Raw genomic sequence first — 14,881 nt, forward strand, 5'->3', positions numbered from 1 at the left:
AATCCGTTTAAATCTTTGGGCCTAAAATTATTTCCAATGCAGTTCTAAAGCAAAACAAGTTTTTTCTCCTTTTGTAATGCTAAATCTTGCTGTACTTTGGCCATCTTCACTTTCATGAATTACGACTTGATCTTTTAATGAGAGTTCTTTCATGAAATTCATTTCAAAGTTTTTTACTTCTTGTTTCAAAATTCTTTTTGGCTCAACATGATCCAGGCACCATTCCAGATATTTTACATTATTTACGTGATTTACAATATCTAAATCAGATAAATAAACTGTTTTTTCAAAGACAGCTTCTTTTTCATGGTTGATGTTTATTTTAGAAAAACCTTCATCTGTAGCCCTTTTTTCAGGGAATAACTCGAAATGTTCATACGGAATTGCCAAAGGTTCCGGACGACGTGATTGGGTATTAAAAACAGCCCAATACGTTTCGCAACCTACAATTTTCTTTCCATTAACATACATTTCAAGAGCACGAACGGAACGTGAATTTTCAAGACTATTGATCCAGGTTTTTACCGTTACAATGTCCTGCCATTGAGGCAATGCATGCACTTCTACACGCATTCGGCTTAAAACCCATGCCTGGTGAAATTCCTGCATGTCGTGAAAACTGATACCTCCAACTTCGGCGTGAGATCCTGCGGTTAATTGTAGAATATTACATAAATCTGTATATTTTAAAAAACCAGCCGGGGTGCATTGTGTAAAATTGATTTCCCAGTCTTTACTATAAACTGATGTGAAATTAGGTGATATTGGCATTTTTTATGATAAATAATTATTAACTAATTTATATATTTCTGATCTAAAAAAGAAATAATAAATATTTTGATTTTTTTAGTCTCCGCCCCCACAGCCTCCGCATGAACTTCCACAGGAGCTTCCACAAGAACTACTTGAAGAAGAGTCAGAAGAGGTTCCACAAGAACCCCCAGACGAATTTCCTGAAGATGTGTCAGGACTATATTTGTTTGATTCTTCTATAAGTGGTATAAAAGCTGGAGTGATAACAGCTGTACTAAATAGAAAATAATTCCATTGCCAGTTATTTTCTATTTGCCTGACGGGTAAAATTTCTTTTTTGTATAAATTTGGTATTATAGCGATAAAAAGAAGTCTGGTTAATTTGTATAGAAAAAAAATTGCAACAAGAACAAAAACAATAAGAGTAAATACGAGAAGTCCTACGGGTTTATTTCTGTTAAAACCTGTCATTATTCTAATGTATCCTATCATGGCAAGGATTTCAAAAACGACAAAATTTAAATAAAATAAATTATTGAATTTTTTAGATTTGATAAAATATTTTTCAAATGCGTTCATGCAATTTGATATGTTTATAAAAAGAGGTTTTCTTTGCATTCGTTTCATCAATGTTGAATAAACGCTTTTTCCAAATTCTTTTAATGATGTCGTTACCTGAATTTGTTCAGTAGTTAAATCGGATTTATTCTCAATGAGATTGATTATGCTGTAAGGTTGTATTTCAACTGTTTTATTATCGATTAATTCATTTACAACACCGTCAATGACTCTGGAAGTTTTTTGTGTCTTAAGATAAATTAGTTCATAAGGTTGAAGATCGAAGACAAAAGAAGTGCTATCAAATTTACGGGTAATTTGACGAAGTTTAATTTTGTTGTATAAATCCAGTATTTTAAATGTAACAGCACATAAAATAACATAACCTATAAGGAAATAAGGATTGTTTATCGTAATGTAAATTGGTTTTAAAATGTAATAGAATGGGAATGTTAAAATTAAAAACACTATCAAAGATTTACTGATAAATGATCTTAAATTTATTTTTGCTTTATCTAAATTCAGACTTTCGTACATTCCGTCAAATTCCCAAATATCTTTAGGTTGAGCACCAAAGATTGATTCGTATAATGTATTAGTTTGTTCTTTAGCTTTTTTAAATTTTTGAAAATCTGCTTTGTTGTGGGTCGATGGAATGTGTTGAATTTGTTTGCCAAGTAATTGGCAAAATTTCTCATAAGATTGAGTGAAAATTAAATGTAAATGCCATACTTCGTCTACTGTTTCAGATGGAGAAACCATTGATTCAGAAATTGAAGCCAAATACATGAATTTTTTATATTCTAAAATGGCTTTTTCTGTAAAGTTTTTTGTCCAAAATTTTTCTTTTGCGAGTCTTATTGAAAAGCCAAATTCACCTGGCGGATCATCAAAATCAAATTGCAAAATCTTATTCCAAAGTGCATTATCCATATTTTTATTTACTGCAAAAAACATTTAAAGTTAGAGAACTAATCAATTTTAAATCACGATTTATTCTAACAATTTTTCAAGATATTTTATAATTTCTTTTCTATCTGTCGCATAATCAAACCATTTTGTAGCTTCATTTCGTTTGAACCATGTAAGTTGTCTTTTCGAGAAACGACGGGTATTTTTCTTGATTTCTTCGATAGCAAAAGCTAGTGAGAAATCTCCGTTAAAATAACTAAATAATTCTCTATATCCGACGGTTTGAAGCGCATTTAACTCTTTGTTAGAATACAATTTTTTTGCTTCTTCTAATAATCCTTCGTTCATCATAATATCGACACGCTGATTGATTCGATTGTAAATGATTTGTCTTTCGGCATCTAAACCTATTAAAATAGGAGTGAAGTTTCGGTTGTTTTTCTTTTGATTTAAAAAAGAAGAATATGGTTTTTGAGTTCCGATGCAAACTTCTACAAAACGCATCATTCGTTGTGGGTTTTGAAGTGTTTGTGGATTTTCGACGGTTATTTTTTGATAGTAATCCGGATCCAGGTTTTTTAATTGTTCTTGCAGATATTCGATTCCGAGTTTTTCGTAGTTTGAATTTACCTTGGAGCGTACTTCTGGATTAATTTCAGGAAATTCGTCAAAACCTTTTAAGATTGCGTCAACGTATAAACCTGAACCGCCAATAAGAATGACAAAATCATTATTTTGAAATAATTCCTCTATTTTTAAAAGAGCTTCTTTTTCGTAATCGCCAACGGTATAATTTTCGAAAATCGATTTATTTTGAATGAAATGATGTGTTGCTGCTTGTAATTCTTCCTGATTTGGAACTGCGGTACCAATGGTCATTTCTTTAAAAAACTGACGGCTGTCGCAAGATATTATCTCGCATTTGAAATGTTGTGCCAAAGCTATACTTAAGGCTGTTTTGCCTATAGCGGTTGGTCCTACGATGGTTATTAAGTGTTTCATATTTTTTAGCCCAGATGGAAGTGAAAACCCCGGACTTATATTTGTTAGTTTTTTTTGGTATAAAAGAGCGACTTTAGAAGCTCCTTTTATGCCTTAAAAAAACAACAAATATAAGGAGGAGTTGTAATGTACAGCTGGAATAGCTCCTTAAAATTAATTATTAAGTAATTCGGTTCCGCATTCATGACAATATTTTGCACTATCAAAATGCAGTTGTGCGTTGCAATTTTGACACATTTTTTTTGTGCTGACAGCGTTATTGCGTAAACTGCTTTTGGCAAATTCTGCAGTAACGATCCCTGTTGGTACAGCAATGATTCCGTATCCCATAATCATAACCAGTGAAGCTAAAAACTGACCTAATGGAGATGCGGGTGAAATGTCGCCATAACCAACGGTGGTCAGGGTTACAATGGCCCAATAGATTCCTACCGGAATGCTGGTAAAACCGCTTTCTTTGCCTTCGACAACGTACATTAATGAGCCAATAATTACAGCGCTGATAAGAACGAAATAGATAAATACTAGAATTTTTTCTTTACTGGCTTGCATGGCTTCCCGCAACTGCAAAGATTGTTGAGAGATTTGTGGAATATGTAAAATTTTAAACAATCGGAAGAAACGCAAGATTCTAACGATCGTTAAAACGTTTGTAGCAGGAAAAAAAATGGACAAATACATGGGTAATATGGCCATTAAATCGATAATTCCGTAAAAGCTGAAAACATATTTTACGGGTTTTTGTATCGAAATAATGCGCAGGATGTATTCGATGGTAAAGAAAACGGTGATAATCCATTCGCAGATAATAAGATAGGAATGGTATTTATGATTGATACCTTCGACTGTATCCATCATAACAAGAAGTACGCTTAACAGAATAAGACCTAAAAGCACGAGATCGAACAAACGCCCTAAAAAGGTGTTGGTGCCGTAAAGGATTATTTGGGTCTTTTGTCTAAAAAGCTCGTATTTTGATTTTATTTTTTTCATATCAGCGAAGATAATGAAAGTTTTGTATTGTTAAAAATGAAGAATCTTGACTGATTTACTTTTACGGATATACTGTTGGATGATATTCTTTACATCGCGGTTGTTTTGCATCGGTATTAGAATATTTTTTAAGATGTCGATATTCATAATTTGATAGTTCAAATCATAAAAGGCATACCCTTTATATTGACCATTTTCGATTAATACAGCGCTGCGTTCGTTTATGTTTCGGCCTCTGTCGATAATAATCATGCTTTTATTTTCGAAACTATTTTCTGATATAAATTGCTGAACGCGAGAATTATATTCTTCTACACTAACTTCGCCAATACAAGCACCGTCACACTCTTTTATTTTATATTGAAAACATTCTTTTTTACTTTGATATAAACCTGTCATTTTTTGACACAAATGATATTTTGCTGTGAATTTGAAGAGCATGTTTTTGCCTTCCTGCAAAGAAATAAACGATGTAATTTCTTTTTTACGGCCGTCTGCTTTTTGAAGTTTTAAGTTCAGATATCCGTTAGAATCTTTTTCGGCATATAAGGCAAATGGGAAAAAAGTTTTTTTCTGCGAACGGTTATGTCTTGGTCGGTTTACTTTTATTTCTTCACTTTCTTTAAGCAATGCGATTAATTCGCTTCCGGTTTCATCATATGTAATGGTAAAAACTTCTGTCTGAATCTTTTTGCTTTTGGTTGTGATTCCGGTAAAATGCTGATTGACTCTTTTTCGAATATTTTGGCTTTTGCCAATGTAAATTAATGTACCGCCTTCATTATAAATATAATAAATACCGGTTTTTGTTGGCATTTGCCCAACTAAATCCATCAATTTAGGTGAAATTCCTTTTTCGACTTCGAGTTTTATGAAATCTTTTACGATCGTTTTTTCAAGATCTTTTTCAAGAAGCATTTTGAAAAGCTTTGTTGTTGCCATGGCGTCTCCGCTGGCGCGATGTCTGTCTGCCATTGGGATTCCGAGTGCACGAACGAGTTTTCCTAAACTATAAGAAGGTTGTTCGGGGATTAATTTTTTAGCCAATTCAACCGTACAAAGTGTTCTGGCTTCGAAATCATAACCTAAACGTCTGAATTCGGTTCGTAGGATTCTATAATCGAAAGAGGCGTTGTGAGCAACAATAATACAATCTGAGGTAATTTCGATGATTCTTTTGGCAACTTCAAAAAACTTAGGAGCAGAACGCAACATAGCATTATTGATCCCGGTTAATTTCACCACAAAAGGCTGAATCGGAATTTCAGGATTAACAAGGCTAATGAACTGGTCGACTACTTCATGGCCATCAAATTTATAAATGGCGATTTCGGTAATTCCTTCTTCGTTAAACTGGCCTCCAGTGGTTTCTATGTCTAGTATTGCGTACATTTTCAATGTCAATTTCAAAAATCAATGGCAATATCAATTTTAAAAATCAATTTCAATTTTTGAAAATTGTTATTGTAATTGCCATTGTCATTGTAATTGAATTATTTTTTATTTATTATCATTTTTGATGAAATTGCAATAAGTTGCTCTACTTCAATTAAAAGTTTACTTCTTTTATCGCTATCACCTTCTTTAATATAATCTAGAATTTTTAATGAGTTTCTTGATTCTTTTAACTCTTTTACAACTAATGAAACCTTGAAAATAAAATCTTTATCAGTAATTGTTCCTTGCGCTTCTCCAAAATTCAAAGATGCACTTCCGGATGATCTAATTAGTTGATTTTTATAATATTCATTTTCAAATAATCTTTCTAATTGCCTTGTAAAGAAAATACATTCTCCAGCAAAACGAACCAGTCGATCTTCAAAATTGAATATTTTTTCCATTAATATTATTGATTTATACTTTTAAAATTTGATATTGATTTTTGCAATTGCAATTGATATTGAAAAATCAACGTCCTCCAAAAATGCTGCTTCCAATTCTAACCATTGTGCTTCCGCATTCTATGGCTAGTTTATAATCTCCAGACATTCCCATTGAAATGGTATTGAGATTGCAGTTTTCAGATTTCAATGATTTTATGGAATCAAAAATCGATTTTAAATGTGTAAATTCTTTTTTAATCTGTTTTTGGTCTTCTGTAAATGTTGCCATTCCCATTAATCCTAAGATACGAATATTTTTCATCTCTTTGAATTCTGATGAAGATAATAATTCGTTTAATTCGTTTTCGTCTAAACCAAATTTAGATTCTTCTTCGGCAATGTATATTTGAAGCAAACAATCGATAGTTCTATTGTTTTTTAAAGCGTGTTTGTTGATTTCCTGTAATAATTTTAAACTATCAACACCGTGAACCAAACTCACAAATGGTGCCATAAATTTAACTTTATTCGACTGAACATGACCAATCATGTGCCATTGAATGTCTTTTGGCATTTCTTCGTACTTATCGGCCATTTCCTGGATTTTGTTTTCTCCAAAAATGCGCTGACCGGCTTCGTAAGCTTCCATTAAATCAGGAACAGGTTTGGTTTTTGAAACAGCAACTAATGTTACATTTTCAGGTAAACTTGCTTTGATTGTATTTAAATTCGATTGTATCGACATTGTAAATTTATTTTATTAATATCCGTCCAATTGTAACGCCTTTAGGATTTATTTTGTCATAATATTTTAAAAGGACTGGTATGTTTTTATATTTTTCGAATAATTGAATTATTTGTTCTTTTTTTATTTTAAAAACTGAAGAAGAATAGTCTTCATCTTCAACGTACTGAATCACTTTATTATTAACAATAAATTCGATTTTTTTAAATGTTTTTTCTCTAAAAAAGTCATACGAAATATTAAAATTTAAAACTTTAGTGCCTTCTTTAAAATTAATTACTCCAATTTTTAAATTTTTTTCAAGTTCATTACTTTTAAATAATATTTTATTGTCCTTATAAAGTTGCCAATTTGTGATTGTATCAATTTCTGTTTTGGCTATTATTGAAATAGATTGAATCATTATAAAAAACAATAAAAATTTTTTCATGAAACTTATGTGTTAAATAAACTGCTTAGAAATTTTCTCTGCTTTTTTACTTTCACTGTAATCGTAAAAACCTTCGCCGGATTTTACTCCTAATTTTCCGGCTCTAACCATATTAACTAATAGTGGGCAAGGAGCGTATTTAGGGTTTTTGAAACCTTCGTACATAACGTTTAATATCGCAAGGCAAACGTCAAGACCAATAAAATCAGCTAATTGAAGTGGTCCCATTGGGTGTCCCATTCCTAATTTCATTACGGTATCAATTTCGTAAACACCGGCAACTTTATTGTATAACGTTTCGATTGCTTCGTTTAGCATAGGCATTAAAATTCTGTTGGCCACAAAACCTGGATAATCGTTTACTTCAACAGGAGTTTTTCCTAATTTTTCAGATAAATCCATGATAATTTTAGTGACTTCATCGCTGGTGTTGTAACCACGAATAATTTCGACTAATTTCATAATTGGCACCGGATTCATAAAATGCATTCCAATAACGCGTTCAGGATGTGCAACTACGGCTCCAATTTGTGTTATTGAAATCGAAGAAGTATTGGTTGCTAAAATAGTGTTATGAGAACAAGCTTCGTTTAATTGCTTAAAGATGTTTAGTTTTAACTCTACATTTTCTGTAGCAGCTTCGACTACTAAATCAACGCCAACAACACCATCCTTAATATCAGTATACGTAATAATATTAGTGATAGTTTTAGCAACATCTTCCTGAGTTATGGTTCCTTTAGACAACATTCGGTCTAAGTTTGCGGCAATAGTTGCCATTCCTTTGTCTAATGATTTCTCAGAAACGTCAATTAGTTTTACAGTAAAACCACTTTGTGCAAATGTATGAGCAATTCCGTTACCCATTGTTCCTGCACCAATTACAGCTATAGTTTTCATTTTATCTTAGATATTATATTTATGATTTAGCCACGAATTCACCAAATGGTTCGTGAATTCGTGGCTAATTTTATTTTTTAAACTTTCAATTATTTATCGAAACAATCAATTATTTGATACGCTACTCTCAAAGCATCAGTTGCTTGTTCAAGCGTCACAACCGGAGTAGTATCTGTTTTTATAGCGTTTGCAAAAGATTCTAATTCGTCAAGAATGGCATTGTTTTGCTCGACATCAGGATTAGTAAAATAGATTTGTTTTTTTACGCCTTCGGCATTTTGCAGAATCATATCAAAATCTCCTGGAATTTCCGGTGCATCTTTCATACGGACTACTTCGCATTTTTTTTCCAGAAAATCAACTGAAATATAGGCATCTTTCTGAAAGAAACGTGTCTTACGCATGTTTTTCAACGAAATTCTGCTTGCTGTTAAATTCGCTACACATCCGTTTTCGAATTCTATTCTGGCATTGGCAATATCAGGTGTATCACTGATAACCGAAACGCCACTTGCATGAATGTCTTTTACTTTTGAGTTTACTACGCTTAAGATCGCATCAATATCATGAATCATTAAATCCAGAACTACAGGAACATCTGTACCACGCGGATTAAATTCTGCCAAACGGTGCGTTTCTATAAACATTGGATTTTCGATCATGTTTTTTGTAGCGATAAACGCTGGATTAAAGCGCTCAACATGACCCACCTGACCTTTTACGTTGTATTCTTTGGCTAAAGCGATAATTTCTTCGGCTTCTGCAACGGTATTGGCAATTGGTTTTTCTATAAAGATGTGTTTTCCTGATTTAATGGCTACCTTAGCACATTTATAATGAGAAAGTGTTGGGGTTACAATATCAATGACATCCACAGCGTGGATTAATTTTGCAATAGTACTGAAGTTTTTATAGCCAAATTCTTTTGATATTCGTTCGGCATTTTCTTGATTTTCATCGTAAAATCCAACTAATTCGTATTTGTCAGATTGTTGTAATAAGCGTAAATGTATTTTACCAAGATGACCAGCACCTAAAACTCCTACTTTTAACATGAGAATGTATTTTAAACAAAAATATAATTTATTTGTTGAAAGTAAAAGTGAATGCAATAAAGATTTAGCGATTTAATAATTAAAAATCAATATTTGATTTCCTATTTACTTTCTTATTTTTGCAAAAATTAAACCTACCTATTTTGAAAGACACTGCCAAACATCAAGGACTTCGTAATCAATTAGTAAGCACTTTAGAACAAAAAGGAATTACCGATAGAGCAGTTTTGGATGCGATAAAAAAAATCCCAAGACACCTTTTTTTGAATTCAAGTTTTGAAGATTACGCTTATCAGGATAAGGCTTTTCCTATAGGAGCCGGGCAAACTATTTCGCAGCCGTACACCGTTGCGTTTCAATCGCAATTATTAGAAGTTAAAAAAGAACATAAAATTCTTGAAATTGGTACCGGTTCCGGTTATCAAACTGCTGTTTTATGTATGCTAGGAGCTAAAGTTTTTAGTGTTGAAAGACAAAATGAATTGTTTAAAACAACTTCAAATTTATTTCCAAAATTAAATATTCGCCCTAAACATTTATCTTTTGGTGATGGTTACAAAGGCTTACCAAGTTACGCACCGTTTGATAGTATTATTGTTACGGCGGGCGCTCCATTTATTCCTCAGCCTTTAATGGCACAATTAAAAATAGGAGGAAGGCTTGTAATTCCGCTAGGAGAAGACGTTCAGATTATGACTTTATTGATTCGAAAGAATGAAACTCAATTCGAAAAACATGAGTTTGGAGAATTTAGATTTGTACCTTTATTAGAAGATAAAAATTAAAAATAACTATAAATTTTAAACACGAATTTCACAAATTAGCACTAATTGTTTTTTGAAATTAAATTCACAAACGCAATTGATTATTTAATTTGTGCAAATTAGTGAAATTCGTGTTTTGTTTTATTGCGCAATAATACCAATATATCGTTCTAAGTTTTCTTTTTCAGTTTTAGCTACAAAAAGTAAAAAGTCTTCTTTATTATTTTTTGTCTGCGCAGTTTCTAAAGTCTGATAATATTGCATACGGTTATCATAATCTCCTTTGATATTAGCAATTATATATCCTTTTTGTAATAAAATTAAATTCATGACCAGACGAGAAGTTCTTCCGTTTCCATCAATAAAAGGATGAATTGTGATTAATCTTTCATGCATTTCGGCCGCCAAAATAACGGGATGCAGTTTATTTTTATTGGTTTCATACCAAATAAAATAATCTTCCATTTCTTTGGCAACCATAAATGGTTGTGGTGGCATATGTGTGCTTCCTTTTATCATAACTTGTACTTTACGGTAACGACCTGCGTCTTCTGGAATTATCCCGCGCAGAATTAAATTATGGATTGATAAAAGATCGCGTTCGTTTAATGAAACACTTCTTTGCATTAAATCTTTGATAAAACCAATCGCTTCCTGATGATTAATGGCCTCCATATGCTCACGCATACTTTTTCCGGAAATTGTAAGACCTTCATTAATGACCATGTCAGTTTCACGAAGTGTCATTGTGTTTCCTTCAATTCTATTACTTTCAAAAGTATATTCTAATTCTAATGCCTGAGTAATTCTAAAGCTGTCATATTGGCGATAACTGTCTAATTTTGCTTTTAATAGATCAATCTCCTTTAAAAGATTTTCTAAAGTTTTGGAGATTTTTAATTTTGAAACAGTTTTATTGTATTTAATTTCCTGTTCCGCTACCATTAATGCTTTTAAGGCAAATTCATCATCTCCAATTTCATATAGAATTTTTTCCTTGAGCCAGGCAATCATTAAGGTTTCAAAGTCAATTTCTAAAAGCTGAGAAAGTTTTGAAATTTGTTCTCTGGTTGGTTTTCTTGTTCCTGATTCAAATTTACTTATTAATGCCTGATCAATACCCAGGATTTGCGCCACTTCTCTAGTCTTTAATCCTTTTAGTTCTCTTGCATTTTTAAGAAGTGTTTTCATATTTGTAAAAATGTTTTAAATTGTCTTGACAGAATTAGTCATTTTATTAATGATAAAAAAAAGCAATATTAAATATATTGCTTTTCTAAAATTATATTTTACTTTTTGGAGGAAGAGATCCGTCTTTTCTCATTTCCTGAACTACAGTCTGCATAATAGCATCAACCGTTTGACCTAAATCAGTAACGTAATCTGATTTTGTCGTTCCTGTCCAGATTAATTTATTTTCTTTTAATGAAAAAACATTGGTTTCTACCATATATGATGTCGTTTCCTGATAGTATCCCGGGTCATAAAAGTTAGGAGAGTACATTCCGTACCAGTTTCCAAAACCGTAACCATACATTCCGGTATACATTCCGTCGAAGCCGCCGTAGTACATGCCTGTGTAAGTTCCGGGAACATAAGTTGTTTCTTTTTCTTTGCTTACTAAACGCAATGTAATAACGCCATCAAAATTCTCATCCTGCAATATTTTTAATTTTTGCTCCTGAGTAAGATTTTTGGTTGTTTCGTTTAAGTACTGATAAGAAGTTTTGAAAATTTCATTACTGGCAGCAATTCTGTTTTCAGTAACTCTTCTTGAAGCTTCGTCTTTTAATAAAGCTACAACCAGAACTTTTTTGAAATTTTCCTGAGCGACTGTTATTTTTGGATCTCTCCAGCTATTTACAATAGAAGTGTTACTGCCACAACCTGAAAGAGCAAGAACAGCGATTACTAAAAATAAGTATTTTTTCATATTACAATTTTTTATAATGATTGTAGTAAAAATACGTATAAAATAAAAGCAAACCCTTCTTACAATTAAAAATATATTTTAATTATAAGCTTTTTTTATTCGGTCTAAGTCGCGTTTGGTATCTTGTTCTTTTAGCGATTCGCGCTTATCGTAGTTTTTCTTTCCTTTGCAAAGACCAATTTGTAATTTTGCAAGTCCCTTTTCGTTGGTAAATAATTTTAAAGGAACAATGGTAAGACCTTTTGCCTGAACGCTTTTATGAAGACTTTTTAATTCTTTCTTGTTCAAAAGTAATTTTCTTTCGCTTCTTGCTTTATGGTTAAACTGATTTCCGAATGTATATTCTTCGATATAAGTATTGATTGCAAAAAGTTCCAGATTACTAAATTCACAAAAACTTTCGGTAATATTTGCTTTTCCTAATCGTATCGATTTGATTTCAGTTCCAGATAAAACAATTCCAGCAGTATAGGTATCGATTATCTCATAATCAAATCGAGCTCTTTTATTAAGTATATTGACTGTTTTTAACATAGGATGACAAATTTAGTAACAAATAAATGAAACAGCAATTGTTTTTGCATAAATGATATAAATTTGCATCATGGAAAAACAACAATCAAAAGATCCGTTACACGGAATCACGCTTCAAAAAATAGTAGAAGCTTTGGTAGATCATTATGGTTTTGATACTTTGGCAGAAATAATTCCGATAAAATGTTTTACTTCAAATCCGAGTGTAAAATCTAGTTTGACTTTTTTAAGAAAAACCGACTGGGCCAGAAAGAAAGTAGAAGATTTATATGTAAAATCTCTGCCTAAATTTGCAAAGTAATTACAATTTATAAGAAATCATAACACCACCGCGGTATGGTAACCATTCGCCGCTTTTATTCCAGTTTGGAGCATGTTCATATCTTCCGGGAGTTCCATCATTATAATATCCGTGATAAAAACCTTGATGCCATCCGGCTCCTGCAAAAATATCTAAAAGAAATTTATCGCTTAGTTTTAGATTATATCCTACGGTAACACCTAAGCGGTATCCAAAACCATGTTCGTATTTATTAGTATCCCAGTAATTCCACTTTTGTAGTTCGTAAACATCCGGTCCGGCATGAGCACCTACATAAAATCCGTTATACTTTTCTTTAAAATGGTAACGAACTTCAGGAGTTAATGTGTAAAATTTCATTGGACTGTGCCCATTAAAAGATTCCCAGAATGAAGCCATTACATCAACACTAAAAGTCATTTTTTCTCCTATACTGGTCTCAATACCCACATTAGGTATTGCAACTATAGCCGTTGCAGCATTGAATTTAATAAAAGTTTGACTTTGAGACTGAATCGAAAAGAAAAGAACAATTAGGATTAAGATTTTTTTCATAAAATGGGTTTTCGTGGTATTATAATAAGCCTTTATTGCTTATTTTGCGTGCAAATATAACGTAAACCATTAATGACTATTATAATTTAACAGGAATATTTTTTTATAATATCTAGGCTAAATCACTTAGGTTCTAGTAATGAGTATATTACATTGTCAAGAAAACGACCTTCATAAAATTCGCTTTCTTTTAGATGCGCTTCTTTAACAAAACCACATTTTTGTAAGACTTTTTCAGACGCATAATTCTCAGGATCAATTACGGCTTCTATTGAATGTAATTTTAGATCCTCAAATCCATAAGTAATTAATCTGTTTACAGCTTCGGGAATAATTCCTTTTCCATGAAATTCAGGTAGTAAAATATATCCAATTTCAGCGCGATAATTTTGGGGCTGCATTCTGTAGTAGCCTATAATCCCCAGCAGTTTTGAATTACCTTTTAATGTAATTCCCCAATTGATGCCTACATTTGTTACTATTTTTTCTTCGATCATGGCAATATGTTCCAAAGCATCTTCATTGTTTTTTACCAATGGACGCGGAATATATTTCATGGTTTCGGGATTCGAACGTAATTCGAAAACTTCATTTACATCATCGTTTGTTATTCTTCTTAAAAGCAAACGTTCTGTTTCTATAACAGGAAATGGATTGAAATTAAATTCTAACATTTTTCTTGAATTATAATATTGTAATACTAAATTTTGAATGGAAAGTTTCATTGGCATCCAAAACTAAAATTCCTTCTTTTTCGAATAAATCTCCTGAATTTTCAGCAGTATCTGAATAACCCAACCAAGGTTCAATACAAATAAAAGGAGCTTGTTCTTTGGTCCAAAGTCCTAAACTTGGGAAATCTTCAAAATCAACTTTTAAATACGGTTTTGAGTTTTCAAGAATCGTTAATGATTTTGATTCTAATGTTTTAAAAATCAAAGCATCGTTCTCGAATAAACTATAATTTAAAGGAACGGTATTATGAGTAGTTTCCAAGACTTTAGTTTTATTAGAAATTAAATCATTCTCTAAAAGATAATATTTTAAAGTTTCTTCTTTTTCAAATTCAAAAGCATAGTTTTCGAAATTTTCAGGTAGCGCTATTGCAGGATGAGCTCCAATAGAGAAAGGCATTTTTTTATCACTTTTATTAATTACCTTATATTCTATGTCTAACGAAGCATCTTTAATTGTGTAAATAAGCTGCAATTCAAATTCGAAAGGATATTTCTTAAGTGTTTCTGTTGTCGATGCTAACGAAAAAGTAGCACTGTTTTCTGATTTATGAATCAATTGAAACTCCATATCACGCGCAAAACCGTGTCTTGGTAATTGATATTCTTTTCCGTCAATGGTATAAGTATTGTTTTTTAAAGTTCCCACAATTGGGAAAAGAATAGGAGAGTGCTTCCCCCAAAAATCAGGATTGCCTTCCCAGATGTACTCTTTATTGTTGTTGTTTATCGAAAATAATTCGGCTCCGGCATGTTTTATGGATACAGTTAGTGTTGAATTTGAAATAGTTGTATTCAAAGTATATAGTATTGAAATGAATGAATTTTATAGTGATGTAAATATATTTTATAAATTTTAGTTTTTTAGGAAAATGCCTCAAATTATTTT

The 14,881-nt window shown here is 31.9% G+C and carries 18 protein-coding genes; 2 read left to right on the top strand and 16 right to left on the bottom strand.

From position 1 onward, the window contains the following. Window positions 1-27: 27 nt before the first annotated feature. The 10 genes from LNP81_RS15595 to LNP81_RS15640 form a co-directional block, all read right to left on the bottom strand. Window positions 28-771, bottom strand: coding sequence for an acyl-[acyl-carrier-protein] thioesterase (locus tag LNP81_RS15595; RefSeq protein ID WP_230037362.1), 744 nt, complete (start codon window positions 769-771; stop codon window positions 28-30). 75 nt (window positions 772-846) lie between these two features. Then, window positions 847-2,244 (bottom strand): glycine-rich domain-containing protein, encoded by a 1,398-nt coding sequence (locus tag LNP81_RS15600; protein ID WP_230037364.1) that lies wholly within the window; start codon window positions 2,242-2,244, stop codon window positions 847-849. A 60-nt stretch (window positions 2,245-2,304) separates the two neighbouring features. Beyond that, window positions 2,305-3,225, bottom strand: a complete 921-nt coding sequence (miaA, locus tag LNP81_RS15605) for a tRNA (adenosine(37)-N6)-dimethylallyltransferase MiaA (RefSeq protein WP_230037366.1) — start codon at window positions 3,223-3,225, stop codon at window positions 2,305-2,307. A gap of 153 nt (window positions 3,226-3,378) precedes the next feature. Continuing rightward, window positions 3,379-4,218, bottom strand: coding sequence for an ion transporter (locus LNP81_RS15610; RefSeq protein ID WP_230037368.1), 840 nt, complete (start codon window positions 4,216-4,218; stop codon window positions 3,379-3,381). Window positions 4,219-4,248: 30 nt separating this feature from the next. Next, window positions 4,249-5,610: an exonuclease domain-containing protein gene (locus LNP81_RS15615; RefSeq protein ID WP_230037370.1), complete on the bottom strand. Its 1,362-nt coding sequence runs from the start codon at window positions 5,608-5,610 to the stop codon at window positions 4,249-4,251. A 101-nt stretch (window positions 5,611-5,711) separates the two neighbouring features. Next, complete coding sequence (locus LNP81_RS15620) at window positions 5,712-6,059, bottom strand: four helix bundle protein (RefSeq protein ID WP_089350975.1); 348 nt, start codon at window positions 6,057-6,059, stop codon at window positions 5,712-5,714. Window positions 6,060-6,126: 67 nt separating this feature from the next. Continuing rightward, window positions 6,127-6,786 (bottom strand): YggS family pyridoxal phosphate-dependent enzyme, encoded by a 660-nt coding sequence (locus LNP81_RS15625; RefSeq protein ID WP_230037372.1) that lies wholly within the window; start codon window positions 6,784-6,786, stop codon window positions 6,127-6,129. Between the two features lie 7 nt (window positions 6,787-6,793). After that, window positions 6,794-7,216: a hypothetical protein gene (locus LNP81_RS15630; RefSeq protein WP_230037374.1), complete on the bottom strand. Its 423-nt coding sequence runs from the start codon at window positions 7,214-7,216 to the stop codon at window positions 6,794-6,796. Window positions 7,217-7,228: 12 nt separating this feature from the next. Beyond that, complete coding sequence (locus LNP81_RS15635) at window positions 7,229-8,116, bottom strand: 3-hydroxyacyl-CoA dehydrogenase family protein (RefSeq protein ID WP_154781791.1); 888 nt, start codon at window positions 8,114-8,116, stop codon at window positions 7,229-7,231. An 89-nt stretch (window positions 8,117-8,205) separates the two neighbouring features. Further along, window positions 8,206-9,171 carry a Gfo/Idh/MocA family protein gene (locus tag LNP81_RS15640; protein WP_230037376.1) on the bottom strand — a complete coding sequence of 322 codons (966 nt, stop codon included), beginning with the start codon at window positions 9,169-9,171 and terminating at the stop codon, window positions 8,206-8,208. 143 nt (window positions 9,172-9,314) lie between these two features. On the opposite strand from LNP81_RS15640, the gene LNP81_RS15645 reads away from it, so the two are divergent. Beyond that, window positions 9,315-9,956 carry a protein-L-isoaspartate(D-aspartate) O-methyltransferase gene (locus tag LNP81_RS15645; protein WP_041518722.1) on the top strand — a complete coding sequence of 214 codons (642 nt, stop codon included), beginning with the start codon at window positions 9,315-9,317 and terminating at the stop codon, window positions 9,954-9,956. Between the two features lie 120 nt (window positions 9,957-10,076). On the opposite strand, the gene LNP81_RS15650 is transcribed toward LNP81_RS15645, so the two are convergent. From LNP81_RS15650 to smpB, 3 genes are all read right to left on the bottom strand, one after another. Next, a complete protein-coding gene (locus LNP81_RS15650; protein ID WP_230037378.1) occupies window positions 10,077-11,126 on the bottom strand; it encodes a Fic family protein in 1,050 nt (349 codons plus the stop codon). Between the two features lie 91 nt (window positions 11,127-11,217). After that, complete coding sequence (locus LNP81_RS15655; protein WP_230037380.1) at window positions 11,218-11,868, bottom strand: membrane lipoprotein lipid attachment site-containing protein; 651 nt, start codon at window positions 11,866-11,868, stop codon at window positions 11,218-11,220. A 78-nt stretch (window positions 11,869-11,946) separates the two neighbouring features. Further along, the gene (gene smpB / locus LNP81_RS15660; RefSeq protein ID WP_056251381.1) at window positions 11,947-12,402 is read right to left on the bottom strand and encodes an SsrA-binding protein SmpB; all 456 of its coding nucleotides are present in this window, start codon (window positions 12,400-12,402) and stop codon (window positions 11,947-11,949) included. A 70-nt stretch (window positions 12,403-12,472) separates the two neighbouring features. Between smpB and LNP81_RS15665 the strand changes: the two genes are divergently transcribed. Then, complete coding sequence (locus tag LNP81_RS15665; protein ID WP_230037382.1) at window positions 12,473-12,703, top strand: VF530 family protein; 231 nt, start codon at window positions 12,473-12,475, stop codon at window positions 12,701-12,703. On the opposite strand, the gene LNP81_RS15670 is transcribed toward LNP81_RS15665, so the two are convergent. From LNP81_RS15670 to LNP81_RS15680, 3 genes are all read right to left on the bottom strand, one after another. After that, entirely contained in the window at window positions 12,704-13,258 is a 555-nt protein-coding gene (locus LNP81_RS15670) for a DUF3575 domain-containing protein (protein WP_230037384.1), read from the bottom strand. 122 nt (window positions 13,259-13,380) lie between these two features. Next, window positions 13,381-13,932, bottom strand: coding sequence for a GNAT family N-acetyltransferase (locus LNP81_RS15675; RefSeq protein ID WP_230037386.1), 552 nt, complete (start codon window positions 13,930-13,932; stop codon window positions 13,381-13,383). 10 nt (window positions 13,933-13,942) lie between these two features. Next, window positions 13,943-14,791, bottom strand: coding sequence for an aldose 1-epimerase family protein (locus tag LNP81_RS15680; RefSeq protein WP_230037388.1), 849 nt, complete (start codon window positions 14,789-14,791; stop codon window positions 13,943-13,945). Window positions 14,792-14,881 lie beyond the last annotated feature (90 nt).

It is taken from the genome of Flavobacterium piscisymbiosum (genome assembly GCF_020905295.1).
Taxonomy (GTDB): domain Bacteria; phylum Bacteroidota; class Bacteroidia; order Flavobacteriales; family Flavobacteriaceae; genus Flavobacterium; species Flavobacterium piscisymbiosum.

Coding starts and splice junctions, on each gene's coding strand:
- LNP81_RS15665 (WP_230037382.1), top strand. CDS start 12,473: ATGGAAAAACAACAATCAAAAGATCCGTTACACGGAATCACGCTTCAA.
- LNP81_RS15675 (WP_230037386.1), bottom strand. CDS start 13,932: ATGTTAGAATTTAATTTCAATCCATTTCCTGTTATAGAAACAGAACGT.
- LNP81_RS15625 (WP_230037372.1), bottom strand. CDS start 6,786: ATGTCGATACAATCGAATTTAAATACAATCAAAGCAAGTTTACCTGAA.
- LNP81_RS15595 (WP_230037362.1), bottom strand. CDS start 771: ATGCCAATATCACCTAATTTCACATCAGTTTATAGTAAAGACTGGGAA.
- LNP81_RS15650 (WP_230037378.1), bottom strand. CDS start 11,126: ATGAAAACACTTCTTAAAAATGCAAGAGAACTAAAAGGATTAAAGACT.
- LNP81_RS15630 (WP_230037374.1), bottom strand. CDS start 7,216: ATGAAAAAATTTTTATTGTTTTTTATAATGATTCAATCTATTTCAATA.
- LNP81_RS15635 (WP_154781791.1), bottom strand. CDS start 8,116: ATGAAAACTATAGCTGTAATTGGTGCAGGAACAATGGGTAACGGAATT.
- smpB (WP_056251381.1), bottom strand. CDS start 12,402: ATGTTAAAAACAGTCAATATACTTAATAAAAGAGCTCGATTTGATTAT.
- LNP81_RS15655 (WP_230037380.1), bottom strand. CDS start 11,868: ATGAAAAAATACTTATTTTTAGTAATCGCTGTTCTTGCTCTTTCAGGT.
- LNP81_RS15640 (WP_230037376.1), bottom strand. CDS start 9,171: ATGTTAAAAGTAGGAGTTTTAGGTGCTGGTCATCTTGGTAAAATACAT.
- LNP81_RS15610 (WP_230037368.1), bottom strand. CDS start 4,218: ATGAAAAAAATAAAATCAAAATACGAGCTTTTTAGACAAAAGACCCAA.
- LNP81_RS15600 (WP_230037364.1), bottom strand. CDS start 2,244: ATGGATAATGCACTTTGGAATAAGATTTTGCAATTTGATTTTGATGAT.
- miaA (WP_230037366.1), bottom strand. CDS start 3,225: ATGAAACACTTAATAACCATCGTAGGACCAACCGCTATAGGCAAAACA.
- LNP81_RS15615 (WP_230037370.1), bottom strand. CDS start 5,610: ATGTACGCAATACTAGACATAGAAACCACTGGAGGCCAGTTTAACGAA.
- LNP81_RS15620 (WP_089350975.1), bottom strand. CDS start 6,059: ATGGAAAAAATATTCAATTTTGAAGATCGACTGGTTCGTTTTGCTGGA.
- LNP81_RS15670 (WP_230037384.1), bottom strand. CDS start 13,258: ATGAAAAAAATCTTAATCCTAATTGTTCTTTTCTTTTCGATTCAGTCT.